27 protein-coding genes and 3 pseudogenes are annotated in these 24,933 nt (G+C 70.4%); 21 read left to right on the forward strand and 9 right to left on the reverse strand.

Features of this window, described 5'->3' with window-relative positions; genetic code table 11:
• The 16 genes from GBA65_RS10575 to GBA65_RS10650 all read left to right on the forward strand — a co-directional run bounded on the left by GBA65_RS10575 (position 1) and on the right by GBA65_RS10650 (position 13,232).
• A complete protein-coding gene (locus GBA65_RS10575) occupies positions 1 to 774 on the forward strand; it encodes a PilN domain-containing protein (RefSeq protein ID WP_166396528.1) in 774 nt (257 codons plus the stop codon).
• Positions 764 to 1,471: a type IV pilus inner membrane component PilO gene (locus GBA65_RS10580; RefSeq protein ID WP_166396529.1), complete on the forward strand. Its 708-nt coding sequence runs from the start codon at positions 764 to 766 to the stop codon at positions 1,469 to 1,471. Before GBA65_RS10575 ends, GBA65_RS10580 begins: the two co-directional genes overlap by 11 nt.
• A 1-nt stretch (position 1,472) precedes the next feature.
• Positions 1,473 to 2,033, forward strand: coding sequence for a hypothetical protein (locus GBA65_RS10585; protein ID WP_166396530.1), 561 nt, complete (start codon positions 1,473 to 1,475; stop codon positions 2,031 to 2,033).
• Between the two features lie 314 nt (positions 2,034 to 2,347).
• Positions 2,348 to 3,529 (forward strand): chorismate synthase, encoded by a 1,182-nt coding sequence (aroC, locus tag GBA65_RS10590; RefSeq protein WP_166396531.1) that lies wholly within the window; start codon positions 2,348 to 2,350, stop codon positions 3,527 to 3,529.
• A 22-nt stretch (positions 3,530 to 3,551) separates the two neighbouring features.
• Positions 3,552 to 4,043, forward strand: a complete 492-nt coding sequence (locus tag GBA65_RS10595) for a shikimate kinase (RefSeq protein ID WP_207956299.1) — start codon at positions 3,552 to 3,554, stop codon at positions 4,041 to 4,043.
• Positions 4,019 to 5,146, forward strand: coding sequence for a 3-dehydroquinate synthase (gene aroB, locus GBA65_RS10600; protein ID WP_166396532.1), 1,128 nt, complete (start codon positions 4,019 to 4,021; stop codon positions 5,144 to 5,146). The genes GBA65_RS10595 and aroB overlap by 25 nt, the downstream gene beginning before the upstream one ends.
• Positions 5,136 to 5,579: a type II 3-dehydroquinate dehydratase gene (locus GBA65_RS10605; RefSeq protein ID WP_166396533.1), complete on the forward strand. Its 444-nt coding sequence runs from the start codon at positions 5,136 to 5,138 to the stop codon at positions 5,577 to 5,579. The genes aroB and GBA65_RS10605 overlap by 11 nt, the downstream gene beginning before the upstream one ends.
• A 432-nt stretch (positions 5,580 to 6,011) precedes the next feature.
• Complete coding sequence (efp, locus tag GBA65_RS10610; RefSeq protein WP_166396534.1) at positions 6,012 to 6,569, forward strand: elongation factor P; 558 nt, start codon at positions 6,012 to 6,014, stop codon at positions 6,567 to 6,569.
• 14 nt (positions 6,570 to 6,583) lie between these two features.
• Positions 6,584 to 7,024 (forward strand): transcription antitermination factor NusB, encoded by a 441-nt coding sequence (gene nusB, locus GBA65_RS10615; RefSeq protein ID WP_166396535.1) that lies wholly within the window; start codon positions 6,584 to 6,586, stop codon positions 7,022 to 7,024.
• A gap of 55 nt (positions 7,025 to 7,079) precedes the next feature.
• Positions 7,080 to 7,934 (forward strand): polyprenyl synthetase family protein, encoded by an 855-nt coding sequence (locus tag GBA65_RS10620; RefSeq protein ID WP_228281844.1) that lies wholly within the window; start codon positions 7,080 to 7,082, stop codon positions 7,932 to 7,934.
• Entirely contained in the window at positions 7,897 to 8,724 is an 828-nt protein-coding gene (locus GBA65_RS10625; protein ID WP_207956300.1) for a TlyA family RNA methyltransferase, read from the forward strand. The genes GBA65_RS10620 and GBA65_RS10625 overlap by 38 nt, the downstream gene beginning before the upstream one ends.
• A 183-nt stretch (positions 8,725 to 8,907) precedes the next feature.
• Complete coding sequence (locus GBA65_RS10630) at positions 8,908 to 9,435, forward strand: NAD(+)/NADH kinase (RefSeq protein WP_166396536.1); 528 nt, start codon at positions 8,908 to 8,910, stop codon at positions 9,433 to 9,435.
• Between the two features lie 100 nt (positions 9,436 to 9,535).
• Positions 9,536 to 10,705 carry an AAA family ATPase gene (locus GBA65_RS10635; protein ID WP_166396537.1) on the forward strand — a complete coding sequence of 390 codons (1,170 nt, stop codon included), beginning with the start codon at positions 9,536 to 9,538 and terminating at the stop codon, positions 10,703 to 10,705.
• The gene (locus GBA65_RS10640) at positions 10,633 to 11,223 is read left to right on the forward strand and encodes a DNA repair protein RecN (protein ID WP_166396538.1); all 591 of its coding nucleotides are present in this window, start codon (positions 10,633 to 10,635) and stop codon (positions 11,221 to 11,223) included. Before GBA65_RS10635 ends, GBA65_RS10640 begins: the two co-directional genes overlap by 73 nt.
• Complete coding sequence (steA, locus tag GBA65_RS10645; protein WP_228281846.1) at positions 11,220 to 12,395, forward strand: putative cytokinetic ring protein SteA; 1,176 nt, start codon at positions 11,220 to 11,222, stop codon at positions 12,393 to 12,395. Before GBA65_RS10640 ends, steA begins: the two co-directional genes overlap by 4 nt.
• A 21-nt stretch (positions 12,396 to 12,416) precedes the next feature.
• Positions 12,417 to 13,232, forward strand: coding sequence for a copper transporter (locus tag GBA65_RS10650; protein WP_166396539.1), 816 nt, complete (start codon positions 12,417 to 12,419; stop codon positions 13,230 to 13,232).
• 584 nt (positions 13,233 to 13,816) lie between these two features.
• Here GBA65_RS10650 and GBA65_RS26385 read toward each other — a convergent pair.
• The 4 genes from GBA65_RS26385 to GBA65_RS23035 form a co-directional block, all read right to left on the reverse strand.
• Positions 13,817 to 13,951 carry an aquaporin gene (locus tag GBA65_RS26385; RefSeq protein ID WP_166396540.1) on the reverse strand — a complete coding sequence of 45 codons (135 nt, stop codon included), beginning with the start codon at positions 13,949 to 13,951 and terminating at the stop codon, positions 13,817 to 13,819.
• 30 nt (positions 13,952 to 13,981) lie between these two features.
• Positions 13,982 to 14,407, reverse strand: a complete 426-nt coding sequence (locus GBA65_RS10660; protein ID WP_166396541.1) for a hypothetical protein — start codon at positions 14,405 to 14,407, stop codon at positions 13,982 to 13,984.
• Between the two features lie 144 nt (positions 14,408 to 14,551).
• The gene (locus GBA65_RS23030; protein ID WP_207956301.1) at positions 14,552 to 15,145 is read right to left on the reverse strand and encodes an MFS transporter; all 594 of its coding nucleotides are present in this window, start codon (positions 15,143 to 15,145) and stop codon (positions 14,552 to 14,554) included.
• Positions 15,106 to 15,759 carry an MFS transporter gene (locus tag GBA65_RS23035; protein ID WP_207956302.1) on the reverse strand — a complete coding sequence of 218 codons (654 nt, stop codon included), beginning with the start codon at positions 15,757 to 15,759 and terminating at the stop codon, positions 15,106 to 15,108. The genes GBA65_RS23030 and GBA65_RS23035 overlap by 40 nt, the downstream gene beginning before the upstream one ends.
• A 60-nt stretch (positions 15,760 to 15,819) precedes the next feature.
• Between GBA65_RS23035 and GBA65_RS26390 the strand changes: the two are divergent.
• The 3 genes and pseudogenes from GBA65_RS26390 to GBA65_RS10675 form a co-directional block, all read left to right on the forward strand.
• A pseudogene (locus GBA65_RS26390) lies at positions 15,820 to 15,939 on the forward strand (helix-turn-helix domain-containing protein); the annotation flags it as partial.
• Between the two features lie 256 nt (positions 15,940 to 16,195).
• The gene (locus GBA65_RS10670) at positions 16,196 to 16,924 is read left to right on the forward strand and encodes a substrate-binding domain-containing protein (protein WP_207956303.1); all 729 of its coding nucleotides are present in this window, start codon (positions 16,196 to 16,198) and stop codon (positions 16,922 to 16,924) included.
• 150 nt (positions 16,925 to 17,074) lie between these two features.
• Positions 17,075 to 17,689 carry a LysE family translocator gene (locus tag GBA65_RS10675; RefSeq protein WP_166396542.1) on the forward strand — a complete coding sequence of 205 codons (615 nt, stop codon included), beginning with the start codon at positions 17,075 to 17,077 and terminating at the stop codon, positions 17,687 to 17,689.
• Between the two features lie 153 nt (positions 17,690 to 17,842).
• Here the strand turns inward: GBA65_RS10675 and GBA65_RS10680 are convergent, their stop codons facing one another.
• The 5 genes and pseudogenes from GBA65_RS10680 to GBA65_RS10695 form a co-directional block, all read right to left on the reverse strand.
• Entirely contained in the window at positions 17,843 to 18,163 is a 321-nt protein-coding gene (locus GBA65_RS10680; protein WP_166396543.1) for a hypothetical protein, read from the reverse strand.
• A gap of 707 nt (positions 18,164 to 18,870) precedes the next feature.
• A pseudogene (locus GBA65_RS26395) lies at positions 18,871 to 18,960 on the reverse strand (LuxR C-terminal-related transcriptional regulator); the annotation flags it as partial.
• Between the two features lie 188 nt (positions 18,961 to 19,148).
• Positions 19,149 to 19,706: pseudogene (locus tag GBA65_RS24265) on the reverse strand (response regulator); the annotation flags it as partial.
• On the reverse strand, positions 19,703 to 20,314 hold the full coding sequence (locus tag GBA65_RS10690; RefSeq protein WP_166396544.1) for a sensor histidine kinase: 612 nt from the start codon (positions 20,312 to 20,314) through the stop codon (positions 19,703 to 19,705). The pseudogene GBA65_RS24265 and the gene GBA65_RS10690, both read right to left, overlap by 4 nt.
• Positions 20,315 to 20,352: 38 nt before the next feature.
• Positions 20,353 to 22,119, reverse strand: a complete 1,767-nt coding sequence (locus tag GBA65_RS10695) for a PAS domain-containing protein (RefSeq protein WP_166396545.1) — start codon at positions 22,117 to 22,119, stop codon at positions 20,353 to 20,355.
• Positions 22,120 to 23,069: 950 nt separating this feature from the next.
• Between GBA65_RS10695 and GBA65_RS10700 the strand changes: the two genes are divergently transcribed.
• A complete protein-coding gene (locus GBA65_RS10700) occupies positions 23,070 to 24,218 on the forward strand; it encodes a glutathione-independent formaldehyde dehydrogenase (protein ID WP_166396546.1) in 1,149 nt (382 codons plus the stop codon).
• Between the two features lie 116 nt (positions 24,219 to 24,334).
• Entirely contained in the window at positions 24,335 to 24,907 is a 573-nt protein-coding gene (locus tag GBA65_RS10705) for a type 1 glutamine amidotransferase domain-containing protein (protein WP_166396547.1), read from the forward strand.
• The last annotated feature ends 26 nt before the right edge of the window (positions 24,908 to 24,933 follow it).

Consider the following 24,933-nt stretch of genomic DNA (forward strand, 5'->3'; position numbering starts at 1 on the left):
GTGAGGCGGATCAACCTTCTCCCGGCCGACGAGCGGCGTGGCCGCCGGCCGGGCCTACCGTCGGCGTCGAGGGGCGGCATCATCGGCGCGCTACTGATCGCCGGGGCGCTCCTCGTGCTCGTGATGATCGGGCTGTACCTTCTGTACTTTATCCGCCTCGGGAGCGAGCAGGACCGCATCGCCGCCGTCGACGGGGACATCGCCCAGCAGCAGGCGCGCATCCAGGAGCTGGAGCCCTACGCGGACCTGCAGGCCCGCCTCGACGCGAAGAAGCCCATCGCCGACGGCATCTACCGGACGCGGTTCCCGTGGGACGAGTTCTTGCAGGGGCTCGCGTTCGTGATCCCGGACGCCACGGCGCTCGACAGCTTCGTGGGCCAGGCGACCCCGGTCAACATCCAGACGCCGCCGGTCGAGCCGCCCAACGTGCAGAACCTCGAGCCGCCGGGGGCCATCACCTTCACGGGCGTGGCCGAGCCCGAGTACCAGAACGTCTCGGACTTCATGGTGCGGATGAACAACCTGCGCTTCCTGGCGAACACGCGGCTCACCACCGCCGAGCTCGACCGGGAGACCTTCGCGAGCGAGGCGATCACCTTCGAGGTCGCCGCCGAGCTTGTCACGCGCGTCGGGGACGACGGCAACGAGGTGCGCCTGGAGGACGGCGAGCCCGACGAGGGCGAGGACGACACCGGGGCGCCGATCGAAGACCAGCAGGCGAGCCGCGCCGGCCGCGACGACTTCTCGGAGGTGGAGTACCAGTATGGACCGTAACGACCGGAACATCCTGATATTCGGGCTCCTGATCCTGCTGCTCCTCGCGGTCGGCTACTACTTCTTGCTCTTCAGCCCGCTGCGCCAGCAGTACCTCGCCGCCTACGAAGAGCGGACCCAGAAGGAGCAGCAACGCGCCCAGCTCGAGCAGAGCGTCGCCGAGCTCGAGAACGTCCGGCGCAACGCCCCGCAGATCGAGCGGAACATCCTCGAGTACTCCAAACGCCTCCCCGAGCAGGAGGAGATCCCGACCCTCATCGTCCAGATCGAGCAGATCGCCGAGGGGGCGGGCGCGACCCAGCTCCTGATCACGCCGGAAGACCCCGGCGCGGCGGGCGGAGGGACGGCGGGGGGAGACGCCGCCGCCGCGCCGGCCGATGGTGACTTCTCGCGCATACCCATTACAATGTCTTTTGAAGGGACGTACCTCGAAATGCAGGACTTTCTGTTCCGGCTCAAGAACCTGAGCCGCCTCGTGACGGTCAACGAGGTGACCTTCGAGGAGCTCGAGGAGGAGGGGGGCAGCACCACGGTGGCAGGGGCGGAGGAGATCCTGACGGTCGAGATCCTGGCGGAGACCTACGTGCAGCCCGCGAGCGGCAGCGCGAGCCCGGACGCCCCCGCCGCCCCCGGCGGTCCTACCGGCGGTACGACGGCGGCACAGGGCGGCACGACGGCCGCCGGGGGGACCACCTAAGATGGTCCGCCGCCTCCAGCTTATGGAGCCCGAGCGCCGGAGCTTCGGCTCCCGCGTGGCCGAGGCGATCGGCGGCCTGCGCGACGGCCTGCTCCGGGACAACAAGGTGCTGCCGCCCGTACTCGCGGCGCTGGCGCTCATCATCTTCGCCTGGCTGCTCGCGGGCGTCATCATCGGGGACCCGAGCGAGGAGGATCGCGTCGCCCGCCAGGCCGCGCAGCCCTCGGTCGCGCAGGCGCCGGAGGACGGCGCCGGCTCCGGTACCCCGGCCCCGGGCGTGGAGAACCGCGACAACGAGGCCCTCGACGTCTTCGAGAGCAAGGACCCGTTCCGCGAGCTTATCCCCCCGCCGACGCGGGCGGCGGCGACACCACCGGCAGCGACACGGGCACGAGCCCTCCGGTCGACGACGGCACGGGGAGCGGGACGGGCTCCGACCCCGGCACGGGGACCGGGGACGGCACCGACTCCGGCTCGGGACGGGCTCCGACGGCGGAGACGACTTCCTGGATCAGACGTCGCCCGGCGATTCGGGCTTCGACGACGGCTCCGGCAACGGTAACGGCGGGAACGGGGCGGCGGCAACGGGGGCGGTTCCGGCAACGGCGGCTCCGGCGGAGGCTCCGGCAACGGTGGCGGTTCCGGTCAGTACGACGACGGGGACGGGAACGGGAACCTCTTCGACAGCGGCGGCGGGCTAGGCCGGTAGCGAGCCTCGGGAGGGGTTTCGCCGGGGCTTACGGGACGGTCGTTCGCGCGGGGTGTTCGTGCGGGGTGTTCGTGCGGGGGTCGAGGGTTTATATTAGCCGGACGGCCCGAGAGGACGACGGTCGCCTTGTTCGTTAGGTCTCATAAGAGAGGGAGTGTGCGGGGAAGATGAGGTTCGATTTTTCCACGGCGGGGGAGTCGCATGGGCCCGGCGAGGTCGCGTTGGTACACGGGGTTCCCGCGGGCCTCGGGCTCGTCGCGGGGGACGTGAACCGGGACCTCGCGCGCAGGCAGAGGGGCTACGGCCGGGGCGGCCGGCAGAAGATAGAGAAGGACGAGATCGAGTTTCTCGGCGGGGTGCGCCACGGCTACACCCTGGGCTCGCCCATAGCGATGCTCGTCCGGAACAAGGACTACGCAAACTGGGAAGACCGGATGAGCCCGGAGCCGCCCGAGAAGGAGCCCAAGAAGGTCACGCTCCCGAGGCCCGGCCACGCCGACCTCCCGGGGATGCAGAAGTACCACTTCGACGACCTGAGGAACGTCCTGGAGCGCTCCAGCGCCCGGGAGACCACCGCCCGCGTCGCCGCCGGCGGCATAGCGCGCAAGCTCCTCGCCGAGTTCGGCGTCGAGATCAACAGCGCGGTCTACCGGATCGGGGCGGTCGCGATGGACAAGGAGGCCGCCGCGCTGGCGGCCGGGAAGGCCGACGAGTCCGAGGTCCGCTGCCCGGACCCGGAGGTCACCGAGAAGATGAAGGCCGAGATCGACGCGGCCCGCTACGCCCGCGACGCCCTGGGCGGCGAGTTCGTCGTCGTCGCCGAGGGCGTCCCGCCGGGGCTCGGCTCCTACGTGGACTGGCGCGACAAGCTCGACGCGAGGCTCGCGCACGCCGTCATGTCCATCAACGCCATGAAGGGCGTCGAGGTCGGGATGGGCTTCGGGGTGGCGAGCCGGAGGAGCAGCGAGGTTCAGGACGAGATCCTGCTGGAGAACGGCGAGCTGGTCCGTTCGTCCAACCGCGCCGGCGGCCTGGAGGGCGGCATGACGAACGGCGAGCCCGTCGTCGTCTCCGCCGCGATGAAGCCGATCTCGACGATCGCGAAGGCCCTGCGGACGGTCGACCTCTCGACCTACGAGCCCGCCCGCGCCTTCAAGGAGAGGGCCGACTCCTGCGCGGTCATGGCCGCCGCGGTGGTCGGGGAGTCGATGGTGGCGATCGTGCTGGCCGACGCCATGCTGGAGAAGTTCGGCGGCGACAACATGACCGACCTGCGCGCCGCCTACGAGGCCTACACGGGCCGCCTGCGCGACGAGGCACGAGCCAAGGGCGCGGGGAACGGCGCATAGCCGCGTGCGGGGGCCGCTCGCCTTGGTCGGCTACATGGGTAGCGGCAAGACCACGGTCGGCCGCGTCGTCGCGAGGGACCTCGAGTGGGACTTCGTCGACCTCGACGCGGCGATCGCCGAGCGGGCCGGGCTCTCGATACCGGAGATCTTCGCCGAGGCCGGCGAGCCCCGCTTCCGCGAGCTGGAGCGCCTCGAGCTCTCCCGCGCCCTGGGCGGCCCCCGCGAGAGGGTGGTCTCCTGCGGCGGCGGCGTCGTGATCGACCCGCGCAACCGCGCCCTGCTGCAAGGGGTCCCGACGGTCTTTCTGTGGGAGGACGCCGACGTCCTCTACCGCAGGACGCGAGGGCCGAACCGTCCACTCAGGGGCACGAGCTTCGAGGACTTCTCCCGACGCTACGCCGAGCGCCTGCCGTACTACCTGGAGGTCGCCTCCCTGCACCTCGAGCCCGGCGACCGCCCCCCCCGCCGCGTCGCCGACGAGATCGTCGAGTGGCTCCGGACAGAGGCGGCCTGAGGGTGCCTCCTGCGGGAAGCGTAACGGTCGGCACCGGCTCGGCCGCACCCTACGAGGTGCGCGTCGAGTCTGACCTGGATCTCTCCGCCGCCGTCTCGGAGGCGCTGCCGCCGGGAGCTGCGGCCGTACTCACCGATTCGTCCGTGGGACCGCTCCACGCCGACGCCGTCGTCGGCGCGCTCGCGGGGGCGGGTTGGGAGATCTCGGAGGTCGTAACCGTCCCGGCGGGGGAGCCCTCCAAGAGCCTCGCCGTCTACGAGACCGTCCTGCGCCGCCTCGCCGCGGCCGGGCTCTCGCGCGACGGCACGCTCTTCGCCCTCGGGGGCGGTGTGGTCGGGGACCTCGGGGGCTTCGTCGCGAGCAGCTACATGCGCGGGATCTACCTCGTTCAGCTTCCGACCTCGCTGCTGGCGATGGTGGACAGCTCCGTGGGCGGCAAGGTCGGCCTGGACCTGCCGGAGGGGAAGAACCTCGTCGGGGCGTTCCTGCAGCCCCGCCTCGTCGCCGCGAACCTCGACTGGCTTCTGACGCTCCCCGACCGCGAGCTCTCCCAGGGCCTCGCCGAGGTGGTGAAGATGGGCATCCTCTCTGGCGGCTCGTTCTTCGACGACCTCCACGAGTACCTGGGCCCGGCCAGGGAGCGCGACGCCGAGGCCTTGCGGCGCTTGATCCTGCACTCCGTCCGGTACAAGGCCGCCGTGGTCGCCGCGGACGAGAGGGAGAGGGGTCTCCGCGCCGTCCTGAACTACGGCCACACGGTCGCCCACGGCCTCGAGGCCGCCGCGGGCTACGACCTGCCGCACGGGGAGGCGGTGGCCGTCGGCATGCTGGCCGCCGCCCGTCTCTCGCACGAGAAGCTCGGGCCCGACCTCGTCGAGGTCCACCGGGACCTCCTTCGGGCGGCCGGCCTCCCGTTGAGCGTGCCCGCCACGGACGTAGAGGCCGTCCTGAACGCGATGGGCCGCGACAAGAAGCGGCGGAGCTCGGACGGCGAGGGGCGCTACCGCTTCGTCCTCCTCGAAGGGATCGGGCGCCCCGTCCACGGCGTCCCCGTAACCGCGAGCGAGGCCCGCGCCGCGATCGGGAGCATCCTTGAACGATAGGACCGGCGCTAGCGTCCACGTCCTCAACGGCGTGAACCTCGGCACCCTCGGCAAGCGCCGCCCCGAGGTTTACGGAACCCTCACCCTCGACGACATCGAGAACCTGCTGCGGGACGAGTACCCGGGGGTGAACTTCGAGTTCAGGCAGACGGACCACGAGGGGGAGATGGTCGGGTTTATCCGCGAGGCCGCGGGATCGGACGGTCTCCTCATAAACCCCGGCGCGTGGACGCACTACGCCTACGCCCTCCACGACGCCCTGGAGGCGGTGGACGTACCGAAGGTCGAGGTTCACCTCTCCAACGTCCACGCCAGGGAGACCTGGCGGCGTCACTCCGTCGTCTCGCCCGCGGTCGACGCCGTCGTCGCCGGGATGAGGCAGTGGGGCTACGTCGCGGCCGTGCGCTACGTGCTGGAGCGCAGTCTGGGGTAGGGGGCCGCCCGTCCGGGAGCGCGGGTAGGCTCGGCGTACACACCGGCACGCGGGACCCCCCCGACGGGTGAGGAAGGCGCAACCACGGTACCGGCCGAAGCCGCGGCGCGTCTGCCAGGCAGGACGCGCCGCGGCTTCGCCGTTTCGGGCCTCCCGCCGGGTGGAAGGCGTGCAGAACGATCTCTGCCTCCCGAGTCGCAGCCAGGCGCTTTCGTGGTGCGCGGTACGGAGCACTTTCTACCGCTCTCTTCCCGGCCCATGGAGGCGCTCGGGAGGGTGAGAGGCGCCTTGATGCGTGGGTGTGGGACGGCCGGAGGGGCGTTGTCGCGGAGGGGCATCGGGGCGTCGGGCGGAGGCTAGCCGGGGGACGGCGTGTGCGATAATATCGCGACGTTCAGAAGTAGGGTAGCGGTATCGGGAGTTTTGGTTTTCATGATTTCGACGAGTCAGTTCAGAAACGGCGCGGCCTTCCGGTCGGACGGCAAGCGCTTTACGATCTTGTATTTCCAGCACGTCAAGCCCGGCAAGGGCGGGGCGTTCGTGAGGACGCGCCTCAGGAACATCGACACCGGGGCGATCATCGAGAAGACCTTCCGGGCCGGCGAGAAGTTCGATCCGGTGAGGACCGAGACCCGGGCGATGACGTTCCTGTACGCGGACGGGGACCTGTACAACTTTATGGACTCGGGGACCTTCGAGCAGGTCGCGGTGCCGGCCGAGGTGCTCGGCGAGGCCACGGGCTACATCGTGCCCAACGGCGAGGTAAAGGTGCTGAGCGCGGACGGGGAGGTAATAGGGGTGGAGCCCCCGGCGCACGTGGACCTCGAGGTGACGGAGACGGACCCCGGCCTCAAGGGCGACACGGCGACCGGCGGGTCCAAGCCCGCGACGCTCGAGACCGGGCTCGTGGTGCAGGTGCCCCTCTTCGTGAACATCGGTGACAGGGTGCGGGTGGATACGCGCACCAGAGAGTACCTGACGAGGGTCTAGGGGAGACTAGGGGCTTGAGCAGCCGGCGCACGGCGCGTAAGAACGCTTTTATCGTGCTCTACCAGAGCGACGTCACGGGGCGTCCCGTGGAGGACGCCTTGGCGAGGTGGCGCTCCTACCGGGGCGAGGTCGACGCCTACATGGCCCGGCTCGCGCGGGGGGTCGAGGAGCGCGGGGAGGAGCTCGACGAGCGTATTGGGGAGGCCGCCGTCGGCTGGACGGTCGGGCGGATGAGCGCGATCGACCGGAACATCCTGCGCCTCTCCCTCTACGAGATGCTCTACGTCGAGGACGTGCCGCCGGAGGTGGCGGTGAACGAGGGGATGGAGCTCGCGAAGGGCTTCTCCAGCGAGGAGGCCCCGCAGTTTGTCGGGGGCGTGCTGCGCGGCGCGAGGCCGTCCGGGCCGGCCGGCGCTCCGACGGGCCACGAGGAGCGGCGAGCCAGCTTTGGATAGCGGGGGGACGCCGGACGCTACCTCCGGGGGGGGCTCTCCCTGGGAGGGGCACCGGGTGGCCTTCGAAGGCTACCTCGAGACGCTGTACTTCTCCGAGGAGCCGCTGCTGCAGCGGCTCGTCGAGGCGATGCGCTACTCGATGCTCGGCGGGGGCAAGCGGGTGCGGCCGACGCTGTGCATGGAGGTCGCGCGCGTCTTCGGCGCGGAGCCTTCCGTTACGCTGCCGAGCGCCGCGGCGATCGAGCTCATCCACACGTACTCCCTGATCCACGACGACCTGCCGGCGATGGACGACGACGACTTCCGGCGGGGGAGGCCGACCGCGCACAAAAAATACGGCGAGGCGATGGCGATACTGGCCGGCGACGCGTTCTTCGGCGAGGCGCTGACGCTCATCACCGTGCACCAGAAGGGGACGTGCGAGCAGATCCTGGAGGTCGTCCGGGAGCTCGCGGGCTCCACGGGGGTGAACGGGATGGTCGGCGGTCAGGTCGTGGACATGGACCTGACGGGGGTGGGGGGATCTGCAGACCCCGAGGCCCTGCGCCTCATACACACGTTCAAGACGGGCGCCCTCATCAAGTCCAGCGCGCGGATTGGGGCGATCCTCGCCGGGGCGGACGCGGCGGGGCAGAAGGCGGTCTCGGACTACGCCCTGGAGCTCGGGCTGTGTTTCCAGATCGTGGACGACGTCCTCGACGCCACCTCGACGCGCGAGGCCCTGGGCAAGAGCGGCGGGAAGGACGCCGAGCAGGGGAAGGCCACCTTTGTCGGCGTCTACGGCCTAGACGGGGCGAGGCGCGAGGCGGACGAGTCCGTGGGCCGGGCGCTCGCCTCCCTCTCGACCCTGCCCGGCGACACCTCGGGGCTCCGTGAGCTCGCCCTCTTCGTCCGGCACCGGGGCCATTAAGGCCGCGCGGAGCGCCCGGCTCGACGCCCTGCTCGTCGAGAGGGGGCTCGTCGAGAGCCGGACGCGCGCCCAGGCCCTCGTCCTCGCGGGGCTCGTGAGGGTCGGCGGGGAGGTAGCGGGCAAGGCCGGGCAGAAGGTCGCCGCCGACGCGGAGCTGTGCGTCGAGGGCGGCAGCCGGTTCGTCTCGCGGGCCGGGGAGAAGCTGGACCACGCGCTCGACGCCTTCGGCATCGGGGTGGAGGACCGCGACTGCCTCGACGCCGGGGCCTCGACCGGGGGGTTCACGGACGTGCTGCTCCGGAGGGGGGCCCATCGCGTCCTCTCCGTCGACGTCGGCTACGGCCAGTTCGACTGGAGGCTGCGCAACGACGGTCGCGTGACGGTGATGGAGCGGACGAACGTGCGCCGCCTCTCCGGCGAGGACCTGCCGTTCGCGCCGGATCTCCTCGTCGCGGACCTCTCGTTTATCTCGCTTCGCGTCGCTCTGGAGAACCTGCTCCGGACGACGCCGGGGATGGGGGAGGCCGTGCTGCTCGTCAAGCCGCAGTTCGAGGCCGGCCCCGAGAGCGTCTCGCGCGGGGGGCTCGTGCGGGAGGCGGGGGCCCGGGCGGCGGCGGTGCGGTCCGTGGCGGAGGCGTTCGCGTCTTTGGGCTTCGGCGCCGTGGGGCTCACCCGCTCGCCCGTCGCGGGGCGCAAGTCCGGCAACAGGGAGTACCCCGTCCATCTGCTGAGGGGGTCCGCGACTACTTTGGGGGAGGGGGAGATCCTGTCGGTGGTGGAAGAAGCGTGAAGGTGCGGCGCGTCGGGGTGGTGGCGAACCCGAAGGTGAGCGAGGGGTACTCGGAGAGGCTGACCGGCGTCCTCGCCGCCCGGGGGTCGAGGTGGAGCGCTTCACCGGGCCGACGGGGAGGCTCGGCGGGAACGGCGGCGTCGAGGAGCTCGACCTCGTCTTCGTGCTCGGGGGGACGGGACGATGCTGCGGGCCTCGAAGATGTACCCGGGCCGGGTGCTCGTAGGGGTCAACCTCGGGAGGGTCGGTTTCATGAGCGGGATGCGGCCCGAGGAGATCGAGTCGGGCGTCGACAAGATCCTCGACGGCGGGCTGCACGTGCAGGACTACCGCATGCTGGAGACGCGCATCTCCGGGGAGAGCGAGCCGCGCCTGGCCGTCAACGACTCCGTCCTGCTGAAGAAGCTCCCGCACCAGATCGCCTCCGTCGAGGTCTCCGTCGCCGGGGAGGACCTCGTCTCGTACCAGTGCGACGGGCTGGTCGCCGCGACGCCCCTGGGCTCGACGGCCTACGCGCTCTCGGCCGGCGGGCCGCTCATCTCCGGGGACGTGCCCTGCTACGTGCTCGTGCCCATCGCGCCGCACTCCCTGATTAGCCGCCCGCTCGTCCTCGGGGAGGACCAGGTGGTCGAGCTGACGGTTACGGAGCGGCCCGCGCTCGTCTCGGTGGACGGCGGGGACCCGGTGGAGGTGCCGGAGGGGGGCGCGTGAGGCTCAGCCTCTCCCCCGAACGGGTTAGAATAGGCAGGACCGACGAGTGGACGTGGTGGCGTGCCGTTCGGAGGACGTTCTTGTAAGGAGGGACCCGCAGGTGCTAGCCGAGATCTCCGTCCAAAACGTGGCCCTTATCGAGGAGGCCACCCTGGAGCTCGCACCCGGCCTGAACGCCATCACCGGCGAGACGGGAGCCGGAAAGACCCTGCTCGCCACCTCCCTCCAGATGCTCCTCGGCGGTCGCGCCCGCGCCGAGGCCGTCCGCTCAGGGGCCGAGAGGGCGACGATCGAGGGGACGTTCTTCCTGCCCGACGGGATCGCCGAGAAGATGCTCTCGGAGTCCCTGGGCGACCTGGCCGAGGAGATCGAGGCCGACGACGGGCTCGTCCTCAGGCGCACCCTGACGCGGGAGGGCCGCTCGCGCTGCTTTGTCGGCGGCGTCTCCGTGCCGGTGAAGGCGCTCTCGAGCCTCGGGGAGAGGCTCGTCTCGTACCACGGGCAGCGGGACCAGGCGCGCCTCGTGGAGCCCGCTGCACAGATGGGCATCCTCGACGACTTTCTGGACGAGGACGCGCTGCGGGCGAAGGACGAGCTCGCCGGGCTGTGGGCGAGGGTCGAGGGGGACCGGCGGGAGCTCGCGGACCTGAGGAGCAACTCCGAGGCGCGCGTGCGCGAGGTCGAGTTTCTGCGCTACCAGGTCGCGGAGCTCGAGGAGGCCGGGCACGGCGGCGAGGCCGAGGTCGCGGAGCTCACGCGCGAGAGGGACCGCCTGAGGAACGTGACGGACCTGATCTCCGCGGCCTCCGCCGCGTCGTCGGCCCTCTCCGGGGAGGAGGGGGGCGCCGCCGACGCGGTGGCGCGCGCCGGGGCCGAGCTGGAGCGGGCGGCGCGCTACGACGAGGAGCTCTCGGGGCTGGAGGGGCGCATCGCGGGCCTCTCGGCGGAGCTCGAAGACGTGGCCTACGAGCTCGCCACGTACCTGAACGACCTCGAGGCCGACCCGAACCGGCTGGAGGTCGTCGAGGAGCGGCTGCAGGTCCTCAGAGCCCTGGAGCGCAAGTACGGCCCCGACGTGGGGGGGTACCTGGAGGAGGCCCGCGCGCGCCTCTCGCGCCTGGAGAACTTCGAGGAGGAGACCGCGGGCTGGAGGGTCGCATCGCGCGGGGCGAGGCCGAGCTGGAGGGGATCGGGGAGGTGCTCTCCGCCGGGAGGTCGAGGGCCGCGGAGGAGCTCTCCCGCAAGGTCCAGGAGAACCTCGGGGACCTGAACCTCGACAAGACGACGTTCCGGGCGGAGCTCCTGCCGGTGGCGCTCGGGCCCGGGGGGAAGGAGCGGGTGGAGTTCGTGATCCGGCCGAACCCCGGCGAGCCGGAGCTGCCGGTGAGGAAGTACGCGTCGGGCGGAGAGCTCAGCCGGGTGATGCTCGCGATCCGTCTCGCCCAGGGGCGGGTCGAGCCGGGGGCCACGTACGTCTTCGACGAGGTGGACGCCGGGATAGGCGGCGAGACGGCGACGGCGGTGGGCCACAAGCTCCGCGAGCTCGGGGGGCGCAACCAGGTCCTCACGATCACGCACCTGCCCCAGATCGCCTCGGAGGCCGCCTCGCACGTCGTCGTGCAGAAGGCCGAGGCCGACGGGCGGACGACGACCCGGATCCGCAAGGTCGAGGACGAGGAGCGCCGCAGGGAGCTCGCCCGGATGCTCTCCGGCAGGGTGGACGAGGCCTCCCTCGCCCACGCGCGGGAGCTTCTCGTGGGCGTCGCGGGCGGGGACGCGAGCGGGTGACGCGCCTCTCGCGGATCCTGCGCGGGGGGCGGGACGGCGAGGAGTTCCGCCTCCTCGGGCGGGCGGTCCTCGGGAGGAAGACCAAGGAGATCGTGCCCCGCCTCGACGCGTCCACGATCCCGGTCATAGACCACGAGAACCTCGACCGGGTGACGGCGGAGACGCTGGTGGAGAGGGGGGTGGGGGCGGTCGTAAACGCGGAGCGTTCGGCGACCGGCTCCTACCCGAACCTGGGGCCCGTGATCCTGGCGCGCGCCGGGGTCCACATCGTCGACGGCGTGGGGGGCGACGTCTTCGAGCGCCTGAAGACGGGCGACGAGATCGAGGTGAGGGGCGACGGGGTGTACCGGGACGGCGTCCTGCTCGCCACCGGGGAGCACCTCGACTTCGAGGGGGCCGAGCGCCTCCTGAGGAGCAGCCGGGAGACGGTCGGGGTCGCCCTGGAGAGCTTCGCGCAGAACACGGTCGAGTTTATGCGCCGGGAGAGCGACCTTCTGTTCTCGACCCTGGAGGTGCCGCCGGAGGTCTCGCGCCGTATCCGGGGCCGCCACGTCCTCGTCGTGACGCGCGGCTACGACTACCGCGAGGACCTCGCCACCCTGGGCCCGTACCTTCGCGACGTGAAGCCCTTCATCCTCGCCGTCGACGGCGGCGCCGACGCCCTGTTGGAGACGGGCCGGCGCCCGGACCTCGTCTTCGGGGACATGGACTCGGTCTCCGGGGGGGCGCTTAGGGCCGCGGACCGCGTGCTCGTGCACGCCTACCCCGGGGGCGAGGCGCCCGGGCTCGCTCGCGTGCGGAACGCAGGCGTTCGGGAGGCGGGGGTGCTGGCGGCGCCCGGGCTCTCGGAGGACGTCGCGATCCTGCTCGCGGAGCAGTGCGGGGCGGAGCTTATCGTGGCGGTCGGCACGCACGTCGGTCTGACGGAGTTTCTGGACAAGGGCCGCAAGGGTGCGTCCTCGACGTTTCTGACGCGCCTGAAGGTTGGCCCGAAGCTCGTCGACGCCAAGGGCGTCTCGAAGCTCTACCCGACGCGGCTCTCGGTGGCGCACCTCGTGGGGCTCGTCGTGGCCGGTCTCGTCGCCGTCTCCGCGGTCGCCGCGAGCTCGCAGGTGGTGGCGGACATCTTCCGCCTCCTCGCGCTGAAGCTCAGGCTCCTCCTGGGCATTTAGGGGCGGCGGGGGCTCACAGCGTTGCCGGACCTCCGCTACCACGTCGTCTCCCTGATCTCGGTCTTCCTCGCCCTCGCCATCGGGGTGCTCCTCGGCATAGCGATGGCGGACAACGGCCTCCTCGACGAGCAGCTGAGGGCCCAGGTCTCCGACATCCGGGCCGACCTCGAGGGGCAACGCGCGCGCCTCGACGAGAAGGACGAGCGCATAGCCGAGCTGGAGCAGCGCGCCGCCGGGGACGACGCCATGCTCGCCGGAGTCTCGGAGGCCGTGATCTCCGGCCGCCTGGAGGGGACGAGCGTCGCCCTCGTCCTCGGCCCGTACGCCGACGAGGGGACCGCCGAAGCCCTCCAGGACGCCCTGGCCCTCTCCGGCGCCACCCTGACCTCGGTGACGGAACTCGAGCCCCCGGCGCCCGCGACGGGCGGGACTTCCACCCCGGAGGAGCAGTACGCCGAGGAGGCGGCCGACGTTATCGGCCCCTACCCCGTCACGGAGGGCTTGGCCTCCGCCGGACCCGAGATCGTGGTGTTCCTGGGCGGCGGAAACCCCCCGCCCGAGGCCGACGAAGAGACCCTCAACGCGCTCGCCAGCGCCGAGGCGTCGATGTTCCGGGTCTGGCAGGGCGCGAACGTGCGCATCGTCGGCGCCGAAGCCTCCGGCGACGGGCGCAGCCAGGTACCTCAGTACAACGACCTCGGCGTCCCCTCCGTGGACAACGCCGATCGACCCGCCGGGCGCGCCGCCCTCGTCCTCCTCGCCGCCGGCGCCGCCGCGGACGGCGCCTACGGCACGAAAGAGACCGCCTCCGACCCCTTCCCCCCGGTCCCCGGCTAGCCCGGTAGTCCCTGGAACCCGGAAGGGCGTAGGCCCCGGATCTACCGTCGGTGGCGTCGGGCCACGGTCGCTCAAAGCTTCAGGCTTTCGTCCCGTCCTTCTCCGGCGCGGCCAACCTCGCGACGTCCGAGGCTACCAAGCGGGTCCCCTCCGCGGCCAGCGCCACGCGAGTATTGGCGATGCCTCGAGCTTCGGCGCGAGTGGCCGTCTGCGCCACCTTCTCCGCCACGTCGTTCGCGCGGCGCCTGACGTCCGGACGTTCGGGGTCCTCCGCCAGCGGCTCCAGCGCCCGGGCGAGCTCGTTCAGCGCGAGGGCGAGCCAGCCCGGCGGCGCGGCGCGCTCCTCCGGCAGGAGACGGAGGGTCGCGAGAGAGGAGCAGGGTGCCGACGGAGGAGGGATCCAGCCCTCCCATCCGGGCGTCGAGGCGCGCGTGCCGGTCCGCCTCCAGCCTGCCGCGGAGCGTCCGGCTCGCGACCTATCCCTGTTCGGCTCTCGAAGGCCCTGTCGGGTCAGCGGGGCTCGTCGTCGCGCAGGTGCGTGGCGTGGGTTGAGGGGTAGCGCTCGTCGTGGAACAGCTTCGCGGTCACGACCCTGCGTCGGGAGGCGGCTGTGGGGAAAGACAGCGGCGAGCGGGGCTCCCGGGACCGGAGAGATAGACCCACAAGGAGGGGGACGTCGCGGACACGACGCCGGGGCCGAGGGTGCGCGCGGGGTTCATGCCGGCGCCGGTGGGAGGCCCGACGGGGACCTATCGACCGGAAGCTCCGGCTCCCGTTCTCCCGCCCGCCGAAACGCCTGCTCCCCCGAAGTTCGTCTTGAGGGTCACGCCGCCATAACCGGGCACCGCGAGACGGAGCCGCCCCGTGTCGCCCGGTACGCTTTCTCCGTTGCGCGGCGAGAGCCGAACCCCGATCACGCGTCGCCCGTAGCCGGGCACCCGGATCTTCAGCTTCGCGTCCGCCGGAACCTTTCCGCTTCCGTTCTCGGCCGGACCTTCGACCAGAACGGCGCTCAGGGGTGCTCCTCCGTAGCCGGGTACCTCGTTTCGGAGGGTGATCTTCTCGCCGAGGCCGAAACCCGGGCGGGCCTCCGTCTCGACGCCGGGGTTCTCCCGCCGCTCCGGGCGCGTGAGCGTCCGGGTGGTAGCGTGCCTCGCGTACTGTCGCTGGTTCATACCGTCGTCCTTTCGTTTACGGTCTCTACGCTCCCGACCTGCCGGCCGTCTCGGGAGGACCCGATATGCGACCCAGGTCTCCCGGCGCGGATCGTCGAGGTACTCCGTGGGCTCGCTCGCCGCGCCCGACGGTCAGTCTTCTCCCTACGCGGGCACTTCCTGCGTCCCTTTGTGCGTCTCGGCGGCGTGCGGCGCGCGTCCCAGGATCCCCGCCATCGCGGCGACGGTGGCGCTCAGCGCCACGACGATAAAAAGGGCCGCCCCGAGCCCGGTGAGCTCGGCGACGAAGCCGATCGCCGAGGGGCCGACGAGGAAGCCGAAGTACCCGGCGGTGGAGACGGCCGCGATCGCCGTTCCGGCGGGCATCTCGCCGTCGCGCCCGGCGGCGCTCAGCACGCTGGGGAAGACGACCGAGAACCCGGCCCCCGCGCAGGCGAAGCCGATAAGGGCGAGCACCGGGTGCCCGACCGCCAGGGAGATCCCGAGCCCGGCGGCGGCGAGGGCAGCGCCCGCGCGCACGAGCGCTGCGGGCCGGAAGCTCTTCGCGAGCCTGTCGCCGCAGAGCCGGCCGGCCGCCATGGTCAGGGAGAAGACGGCGTAACCTGCGGCGGCGAATCCGGGGCCGGACCCCAGCGTCCCGCCGAGGTAGACCGCGCTCCAGTCCGCCATCGCGCCCTCCCCCAGCAGCACGCAGAAGGCTATGAAGCCGAGCCCCGCGAGCGCGCGGTTCGGCCGCACGAAGGTCGGCCCCTCCTCTTCGCCCCCGCGATCCGCGCTCGGGGCAGCAGCGCCCTCGAAGAGACGGCGAGCGCGAGCGCGCTCACCACGGCCACGCCGCCGAGGTGCGGCGCGAGGCCCACCCCGTAGGCGGAGAGGAGCCCCCCGCCCGCGGCGCCCGCGAGGCCGCCCAGGCTGAAGGCCGCGTGGAAGGAGGACATGATCGGGCGCCGGTAGTCCCTCTCCACCGCCACGGCGTGGGCGTTCATCGAGACGTCCAACGCCCCGTGCCACGCCCCCGCGACGAGCAGGGCCACTACCAGGGCGGGCAGGCTCTGCGCCAGCGCCGGCAGCACCAGCGAGAGCCCGAAGACCGTACCCGCCACACCCACCACGGGCCGGCTGCCCAGCTTCTGCACCACGCCGCCCGTGAAGACCATCGTCGCGAGCGCCCCGCCCGCGAGCGCGAGGAGCGCCAGCCCCAACGAACCCTCGCTCAACCCCAACTCCTCCTGCACCGTGGGGATGCGCACGATCCAGTTCGCGAAACCGAACCCGTTAATGAAAAAGACCACGAGCGCGGCCAGACGCGCCCGCTTCAACCTCGCCAGCTCCATCATCTGCTTTCCGAGCACGTCACGCTCCCTTCTGTAACGATTTAATCTGTAACGTTACAGTAGGTTATCATGGGGTGCATGGATGTCAATCGGGCGGCGGAGAAAAGTCCGCAGCGGAGACGTGTGACGGTCAAGGAGGTTGCGGCGGAGCTGGGGGTTTCTCCGTCGACGGTGTCGAACGCGTACAACCGGCCGGACCAGCTTTCGGCGGGGCTGAGGGAGAGGGTGTTCGAGGCGGCGCGCAAGCTGGGCTACGCGGGTCCGGATCCCTTCGGGCGCGGTTTGAGGCAGCGGCGGGCGAACGCGGTGGGGGTCTTGTTCAGGGACAAGCTCTCCTACGCGTTCGCGGACCCCGCGGCCGTGTTGTTTCTCGAGGGGTCTCCGAGGCCGTGGAGGAGGCCGGTCTCGGGATGCTGTTGCTCCCCGGCGGGTCGCTCGGAGCAGGGACGCGGAGGTGGTAAGGGGGGCGGCGATCGACGGGGTGGTCATCCACAGCATGGCCGCGGACGACCCGCTCGTCGGAGCGGCCGTCGAGCGCCGGCTACCGGCCGTGATCGTGGACCAGCCGCCCGTCGATGGGGTGCCGGCCATCAACATAGACGACGAGGGGGCGGCCCGGGCGGCGGCCGAGCACCTGATCGAGCTCGGCCACCGGCGCCTGGGCGTGGTCTCTTTCCGGCTGGCGCTCGAGGCGAGGAGCGGCATGGTCGAGCCCGACCGGCGGGGGATCGCCACCTTTCGGCCGAGCGGAGCCAGGCTGCGGGGCGTGGCATCCGCGGCCGGCGCCGCCGGGATCCCCTGGGACGACGTCCCGGTCTACGAGTGCGCCGTGAGCAGCCCGACGGAGGGCAGGGCCGCCGCCGAGGCGTTGCTCGCCCGCGAGCCGCGCCCGACCGCGATCCTGGCCCTGAGCGATCAGTTAGCCTTCGGAGTCATCGACGCGGCGGCGCGAATCGGCCTATCCGTGCCGGAAGACCTCTCCGTCGTCGGCTTCGACGACGTCCCCGAGGCGGCGCGCTCGAACCCCCCGCTGACCACCCTGCACCAGCCGCACGTCGAGAAGGGCCTGCAAGCCGGGCGGAAGCTCGTGGCACAGCTCGGCGGGGAAGACGCCGGAGACCAGGAAGAGGTGCTCCTGCCCACCCGGCTCGTCGTGCGAGGCTCGACGAAGACGTTCTCGTGAGCCGTGGTGGCGCGAGCCGAGGAGGGCGGCCCGTTGCGCTACGACGGCGAGCCGGGGCGAGCACCGGCTCGTTCCGGAGTTGCGTCGCGTTGAGATGCTCGATGCATCCAAATCTTGACAGCCCCACCCGGGACGACTAGCCTCCCGGGCATGTCCGTCGAGTTCTTGCTGACATCGCTCGTGGTGGTCCTGATCCCGGGTACCGGGGTGGTTTATACGGTCTCTAGCTCGGTCGGCGGTGGCTGGCGCCGCGGGCTGTACGCGGCCGTGGGCTGCACCCTGGGCATCGTCCCCCACATGCTGGCGGCGATACTCGGCCTCTCCGGGATCATGCAGGCGGGGTCGGTCGCGTTCGAGGCGGTCCGTTGGGCGGGGGTCGCTTACCTCGTCTTCATGGGCCTGTCGATGATCCGGGAGGCCGGCACGGTACCGCTCGACGCGGGAGAAGCGCCGATCGAGCGCATGGACGCGGTCGTGCGGCGCGGGATACTCTTGAACGTGCTGAACCCGAAGCTGACCCTGTTCTTCTTCGCCTTCCTCCCGCAGTTTCTCGACGCCACCCCCGGATTTTTCGACGCGCGCCTGATCGGGCTCGGCGGCATCTTCATGCTCATGACCCTCGCGGTCTTCGCCGTCTACGCCCTGGCTAGCGCCGCCGCACGCGACCTCATCCTCGCCGCGCCCGTCGTCCGCCGCTGGATCGAGCGGTCCCTGGGCGCGCTGCTGATCGGGTTCGCCGCCAGACTAGCCCTCACGGATCGGTGAGAACCGCGCGGGCCTCTGGGGCCGTGAACATCCGCGGCCGGGCCGTCCGCAGATCAGTACGCGCTTCGTCGGCAGAGAAGAAGTATGTCGCAAGAGCTGAGGACGTATGCGGGGTCAGAGAAAAGCGGGGCGGGTCCGCCGTCTGCGGCTCCATTACGAAGGCCGTGCTTGATCCGGGCCGGAAGACCGGGAGCGCCACCTCGCGTTCGCGAGGTGGTCCATGAAACGGTCCCTGGCGAGGGTGACGAGGCCGACGGTCCTCTGGGCCACCATCTCCGGCAGGGGGTCGAGGGCCACCTCCTTGACGCATGCGTAGGGCCCGCAGAGAACGTAGATGAGACCCCCGTTGCGAATCTCGGTCACCCGCCATTCGTCGTCCGCTTGCCCGAGATGGAGGAAGATCTCGGCCTCCTCCGCGTGGCTGAAGACCGGCAAGGTCCCTCCGGTGCCGCAGTCGAGGGTCAGCACTTCCACCCGGCCGTTCGCGGTCTTCGTGATCAGCCAATACGCCCCCCGTGGCCGATACCGCGTCCGCTCGGTTGCTCCCTCTGTCTCTCGCGTTGCCGTCCCGATCACCACGTCTCCTCGCCTTCTCTCTCCCCGACTCTCCTCGAAGTCCTCCATGACGTGGTCCGGGGTCTCGGCATCGTCGTCGCCGGGTGCTTTACTCCCGCGCGACTCTCCCCGATCTTCCCTCGCTCTCCGCGCCCGCAACGTCCCGCCGCTTCGGGCGTGACGGTCGATCTTCTGCGGATCTGCCGGTCGCACGTCTCCTCCTTAGCTGTAGAAGCCTCTCCTGCGAGAGCTACCGGCGCCCCGCCGGTGGAGCGGGTAAGGAAGGCGAAAACGTCGGCACCCCTCGACTTTCCTCCCGAAACTTTTCATCCGGGAGGCCCCTGGCCGCCCATCGTGAGGCGACCTGCAGGGAACCAAGACTACCGACCGTCCCCGGCGCCCGGCGACGACAAAATCCTTCAATTCTCGCTAGGTCATTTTCCCCATCTCCTACGACCGGCCGCGCGGCTCGGTGGGGCGGCCCTCCCGCGAGGACGGTCGCGAACCGTCTCCCGGACCGTTCTCGGCGGGTTACTCTAGGAGATCTTGACGGCGCCGTGGCGGACGGCGAAGACGAGGGCCTGCAGTTGGGAGTGGACCCCGAGCTTCATCAGGATGCTCGCCACGTGGTTGCGATGCGTACGCTTTGCGATGTGCAGCCTCTCGGCGATGCCGTCGCTGTCGAGGCCCTCCGCGAGCTTCTGCAGGACCTCCATCTCGCGGGGGTGAGGCTCGCTATGGACTGACGGGCCTCGTACTCCTCGTCCTTCTTGGTCCCGGCGAAGCGGAGCAGCTCGACGACCTCCTCCAGGGGCATCAGGGTCTCGCCCGCCCTGAGCCGTTCCAGGGCCCCGACGACCTCGTCCAGGTGGGCCGTCTTGTGCAGGACGCCCGCGGCCCCGCTCTGGACCGCGCGGGCCGTCTCGGCGCGGTCCAGGCTCGCGGAGAGCACGAGCGCCTGAGCCTCGGGGTTGGCGGCTCGCAGGTCCCCGATCAGGTCCCCCCCGTAGCCGTCCGGGAGGCCGAGGTCCACGACGGCCACGTCCACCGGGACCCCTTCGGCGAGCAGCCGGCGGGCCGCCTCCAGCGAACCGGTCTGGCCCACCACCTCGAAGCCGGTCTCCCGCTCCAACGAGGCGGCGACGGCCTCGCGGACGGCGACGTGATCCTCGACCAGCAGGACTCGCACGTCCGACTCCGGCTCGTCTCTCTTCCGCTCCAGGGCCATCTCGAAGCGCACCTTCGTGCCCATCGCGGGCTCGCTCTCGATCCTGAGTTCCCCGCCGAGGGCGCGCGCCCGCTCTCGCATCCCCTTTATGCCCATGCCGCCGTCGGGGGACGGCTCCCTCGACGGGTCCGTGCCCCGGCCGTCGTCGGAGACCTCCGCCAGGAGTCTGCCGTCCGAGGTCGAGACCGAGATCCCGATGTTGCGCGCCCCCGAGTGGCGCCGGGCGTTGGTCAGGGCCTCCCGACTATGCGCAGGGTCTCCCTGCCCGGGGTCCCGAGCGGTCCTTCGAGGACCCCGTCGCGCAGGTCCAGGCTGATCTCGGTGTTCGGGGCCATGGTGCGGTGCAGCTCGATGAGCGAATCCAGAAGCCCCGAGAACGGTTTGTCGTGCTCGGCCTCCAGGCGCAGGTCGTAGATGGCGACGCGCAGTTGCTGCTCGACGCGCTTGAGCGCCGCGGTCAGCCTGCCCGCCCGGTCCGCGGTCTCGCCCCCGGCGGGCGCGGCCCGCACCATCTCGGCCTGGGTCATCGCGTAGGCCAGGTCCTGGAGGGCCTCGTCGTGCAGGTCGCGGGCAATGCGGCTGCGCTCGGCCTCCCTGACCTCGCCGAGCTCTTTCCCGGCCTTCTCGCGCTCTATCGCCGTGGCGAGCACGTTGGCTACGGCCTGCAGGAAGTTCGCGTCTTCATCGGAGAAGGTCCGGCGGGTGCCCGCGTGCGCTCCCAGCGCCCCGTAGGGCTCCTCCCTGCCGGGGACGAGGACGGTCATGCCGCTTACCACGCCGTGCGCCAAGAGTATGGGGGCCGGCTCGAAGCGCGTCTCCGCCTCCAGGTTCTCGAAGATCACGGGGTCGCTCCCGTCCAGGGTGTAGGCGACTTGGGGGTCTATCTCGTCCGTGCTCCCGACGGCCCCTCCTGCCAGCCGAACCCCGCGCGCAGCGTCAGCTTCTCGCCTCCGGGCAGGATCTCAACGATCTTGCAGAACTCCACGTCCAGGGTCCGGGCTACGAGGGCCACGGTGTCGTCCAGGAGCGACCCGAGGCCGTCGTTCGCCAGCGCCCTGAGACCCAGGTCCGCGACGACCGCCTGCTGGCGGGTCTGCTCCTGGCCCGTCTCCTCGGCCCGCTTGCGCTCCGTTACGTCCTGGAAGTAGATCGACAGGCCCTGCTCCGAGGGGTAGGCGTGCACCTCGAAGACCGGGCCGCCGCCAGGGTAGGGGTACTCGAAGACGGCGGTCCGCTGCTCGCGGACGGCGCGACGGTACTCGTCCTCGATCGAGGTGCCCAAGATGGCGGGGAGCGTCTCCCAGAGCGTCCGGCCGATCAGGTCATCTCGCGTAAACTCCTCGCCCGCCAGTTGCGAGGCGAAGCGCAGCGCCCGCTCGTTCAGGTAGGTGAGGCGCCACTCGTGGTCGAGGGCGTAGAAGGCGTCGGTTACGCTCTCCAGGATGTCCTCGGTGCGCCGGCTCGATTCTCTGAGCGCCTCCTCGTTCCGCTTGCGCTCGGTGACGTCCCTGACGAGTACCTGCACCGCGGGGTCGCCCTCGTGGACGATGGCTATCGCCGACACCTCCACGTCCACTGCCCCCCCGTCGGACCGGAGGGCCCTCGCCTCGAACGGCCCCACGGTCTCGCCCCCGAGCGCCCGCGATACCCCCGCTTCCACAGCCGCCCGCGAGCCCGGGTGGAAGAGGTCGAGGTAGGGCACGCCCAAAAGCTCGCCCGGGCTTCCCGCGCCGACGAGCCTCGCCCCGGCGGGGCTCACGAAGGCGATGCTGCCCTCGGCCAAGACGGCTATGGCGTCCGGGGAGTTCTCGACCAGCCGCCGGTAGCGCTCCTCGCTCTCGCGCAGCCTCTCCTCTGCCTCCCTGCGCCCACTTATGTCTCGCATGATGCACAGGTAGCCCGTGGTTTCGTCCTGCCCTCCGCGCAAGGCGACGGTTATCCCTTCGGCTTGAACCGGCGCGCCGTCCTTTCGGTACCAGGTCCTCTCGCCACGCCACCGACCCGTGTCGGTCAACTCCTGGAGTTCTTGGGCAAGTTCCTCGTCGCCGTAGTCCCTGGGGACCACCTCTTGTATCGAACGACCCAGCGCCTCGTTGGCCGTCCAGCCGAACATCCGCTCCGCGCCCTTGTTCCAGGCCGTCAGCACGAACCGCGCGTCCGTGGCCAGGACGGCGTCGTGGACGTTCTCCAGCAGGCCTGCGTCGTAGCGGCGCCTCTCCTCGGCCCGCTTCTCCTCGGTCACGTCGCGCACGAGGAGTACACCGGCGACGACGCGCCCCTCGTCGTCGTAGATGGGCGAGGCGTCGCAGCGCATCGTGCCCCGGGTGCCGTCGGCGGCGACGTAGTCGTACTCCTCGTCGCTCACCTCCTCGCCCGTCCTTATGGACCTCATCACGGCCCACTCTTCGAGTTCGTAAGCATCTCCGTCGGGACGGTACAGCTTGAAGTCACCGGCGTCGCGAAGGTCCTTGAAACCTTCCACCCTCGGGGGCACGGGCCCGGTCAGGATCCGCCTCATCATGGCCTTCGCCTCTTCGTTGGCGAGGATGATCTCCCCCGAGGCGGCCTCGACGATGGTGACCGCCGCGGGCACCTGCCGGACCGCTTTTTCCAGGCCCGCACCCCGGATCTTCTGAAGGTCAAACACGCCTGGTCCTCTCGTCCCGGGCACCCGGGCGGTCGAACAGAGCACCCGATCGTATTCGTCCTGTTCGCTGCTCGAACCCCCCACCCCGGCCGTAAAATGCTTCGCCGGGGGTGGCGGTCTGAATGGGCCCGAGCCGAGGCGATGTCCTTCCGGAGACCGGACACGCGGTTGCGGGAGTGTATGTGAGATCTAGCCTCACGCCGGGACCCTCCTTGGGGGTTGGTCTGGTATAGATCGTCACGGAACGTCCCCTCTTAGACTACGGTTCTGTGTGTAATGTTACTTTCTTGTGTGGGCTTTTACCCTTTTTTTGTGAGCTTTACGCCAAGTGAAACCTCCGCACGGCCCCTCCGGGATGGATGTACCGGTCTTTCGTGGGTGATTTGCCCCGCGAGAACATAGACTCTCTGCCTCACGACCGTCCGACCCTCCGGGTGGAGTATGTGTACCGACCGAAGTCGAGACGCGAGGGAGCTGACACAATCCCACGAGGACCGCTGGACGCTCCCCCGTTCCTCCACCGGGGCGACCGGAGCGCGCGCCCGACGGGCATGGGGGACCTCGCGGTCGCCGTCCGGGACGTCTTTCGCAGGCCGGATAAGTAAGGCCGCGGGCCGAACGTCGGAGCCTGGGGAAAATGTACCAGGCGGCCGTGGTCCTTTTGTCTCAGGCGAAGATGGATAACGTAACCCATGACGCAAGGCCGCCGGCGGGTGATCATCGGGCCTCGAAAGCGAGGTAGGAAGCCAACGAGCTTGTCGGAGGCCGGAACCCTGTGTCCCGCGTGACGCCCTGGGCGGCGCGAAGGACTGCATGCACACTTCGGACCATACTACATGCACACTTCGGGCCATTCAAGGGTACCGGGACCGGCAAGACGGACGTTGCCTACCACGCTTCTCGAGTAGCGCGGGAGCTGGATGTTGGAAGATCGATCAGAGGAGGACGCAATGAAAGCACTTGTGTACCATGGGCCTCGCAAAGTAAGCGTGGACAACGTCGCCGACGCGGCGATCCAGAAGCCGACCGACGTCGTCGTCAAGATCACCTCGACCAACATCTGCGGGTCCGACCTGCACATGTACGAGGGCCGGACGGACTTCGAGGAGGGCCGTATCTTCGGCCACGAGAACGTCGGCGAGGTGGTAGAGGTCGGCGACGCGGTAGACAAGATCCAGGTCGGCGACATGGTCTCCGCGCCCTTCAACATCTCCTGCGGCCACTGCCGCAACTGCGAGCACGGCCTGACGAACTACTGCATCAGGATGCAGCCTGTCGACGGATGGGCGGGTGCGGCCTACGGGTTCGCGGACATGGGTCCCTACGCCGGCGGGCAGGCCGAGTTCCTGCGTGTCCCCTACGCGGACTTCAACCTCCTCAGGCTGCCGGAGGACGCGCGGGAGAAGCAGGACGACTACGTGATGCTCTCGGACATCTTCCCGACCGGCTACCACGCCACCGAGATGGCCGACGTGCAGCCCGGAGACTCCGTCGTGGTCTACGGCTCCGGGCCCGTGGGGCTCATGGCGGCGTACTCGGCGATCATCAAGGGGGCCGGCAAGGTCATGGTCGTGGATAGGCATCCGGACAGGCTGCGGCTTGCCGAGCAGATCGGCGCCATCCCCATCGACGACTCGAAGGGCTCTCCGGTGGACGCGGTGTTGAACGAGACCGACGGGGTGGGCGCGGACAAGGGCTGCGAGTGCGTGGGCTACCAGGCGCACGACCCGAACGGCAACGAGGACCCCGCCATGACCATGAACAACCTCGTCAACTCCGTGAAGTTCACCGGCAAGATCGGCTGCGTGGGGGTGTTCGTACCGCAGGATCCCGGAGGGCCGGACCAGATGGCCCAGCAGGGGAAGGCCGCCTTCGATTTCGGCATGTTCTGGTTCAAGGGCCAGCAGGTGGGCGTCGGCCAGGCCCCGATCAAGCGCTACAACCGCCAGCTCCGGGAGCTGATTCACCTGGGTAAGGCCAAGCCCTCGTTCATAGTCTCCCACGACCTCACGCTCGACCAGGGACCGGACGCCTACGAGCACTTCGACAAGCGCGAAGAGAGCTGGACCAAGGTCGTCCTCCACCCGAACGGGTCGTAGAAGAGCGAACGAGAACGAACGCGGGTGGGTTTCGAGGCCGAGGCCCACCCGTACACACCAGACGACGGAAGATGCGTACGAGCAGCACTCGCCCGCCGTCTCGGAAGGAGCCATGCATGGCTAACGAACTACAGGGGCGCAAGGTCGCCATCCTCGCCGCCGACGGGGTCGAGCGCGTCGAGCTCGAGCAGCCGCGCCAGGCGTTGCGGGAGGCCGGCGCCGAGACCACGCTCCTCTCCATCCACCAGGGGGAGATACAGGCCCGCAACAACGACATCCAGGAGGCCGGGACCTTCGCGGTCGACGGCCTCGTCTCCGGGGCGTCGGTGGACGACTACGACGCCCTGCTCCTCCCGGGCGGCACGGTGAACCCCGACCAGCTGCGCGTCGACGGCGACGCGGTGGGCTTCGTGCGGGACTGGTTCGCGACCGGCAAGCCGGTCGCGACGATCTGCCACGGCCCGTGGACGCTCATCACCGCGGGCGTCGCCGAGGGCCGCACGCTCACCTCCTACCCGAGCGTGCGCGTCGACCTGAGCAACGCCGGCGCCGAGGTGGTGGACCAGGAGGTCGTCGTGGACGACAACCTGACCTCCAGCCGCGACCCCAACGACCTGCCGGCGTTCTGCTCCAGGATCGTCGAGGAGTTCGCCGAGGGCAAGCACCCGGTCAAGGCGGGCAGCGCCTAGAGAGTAGGAGATCCGTAAAGGAGCAG

Source organism: Rubrobacter marinus, assembly GCF_011492965.1.
GTDB lineage: Bacteria > Actinomycetota > Rubrobacteria > Rubrobacterales > Rubrobacteraceae > Rubrobacter_F > Rubrobacter_F marinus.

Excerpts from the sequence above, each read along its gene's own strand:
- efp (WP_166396534.1), top strand. The coding sequence starts at position 6,012 with ATGATTTCGACGAGTCAGTTCAGAAACGGCGCGGCCTTCCGGTCGGAC.
- GBA65_RS26385 (WP_166396540.1), bottom strand. The coding sequence starts at position 13,951 with ATGAACCCCGCGCGCACCCTCGGCCCCGGCGTCGTGTCCGCGACGTCC.
- GBA65_RS10705 (WP_166396547.1), top strand. The coding sequence starts at position 24,335 with ATGGCTAACGAACTACAGGGGCGCAAGGTCGCCATCCTCGCCGCCGAC.
- GBA65_RS10630 (WP_166396536.1), top strand. The coding sequence starts at position 8,908 with ATGCTGCGGGCCTCGAAGATGTACCCGGGCCGGGTGCTCGTAGGGGTC.
- GBA65_RS10700 (WP_166396546.1), top strand. The coding sequence starts at position 23,070 with ATGAAAGCACTTGTGTACCATGGGCCTCGCAAAGTAAGCGTGGACAAC.
- GBA65_RS10660 (WP_166396541.1), bottom strand. The coding sequence starts at position 14,407 with ATGAACCAGCGACAGTACGCGAGGCACGCTACCACCCGGACGCTCACG.
- aroC (WP_166396531.1), top strand. The coding sequence starts at position 2,348 with ATGAGGTTCGATTTTTCCACGGCGGGGGAGTCGCATGGGCCCGGCGAG.
- GBA65_RS10580 (WP_166396529.1), top strand. The coding sequence starts at position 764 with ATGGACCGTAACGACCGGAACATCCTGATATTCGGGCTCCTGATCCTG.
- GBA65_RS10585 (WP_166396530.1), top strand. The coding sequence starts at position 1,473 with ATGGTCCGCCGCCTCCAGCTTATGGAGCCCGAGCGCCGGAGCTTCGGC.
- GBA65_RS10675 (WP_166396542.1), top strand. The coding sequence starts at position 17,075 with ATGTCCGTCGAGTTCTTGCTGACATCGCTCGTGGTGGTCCTGATCCCG.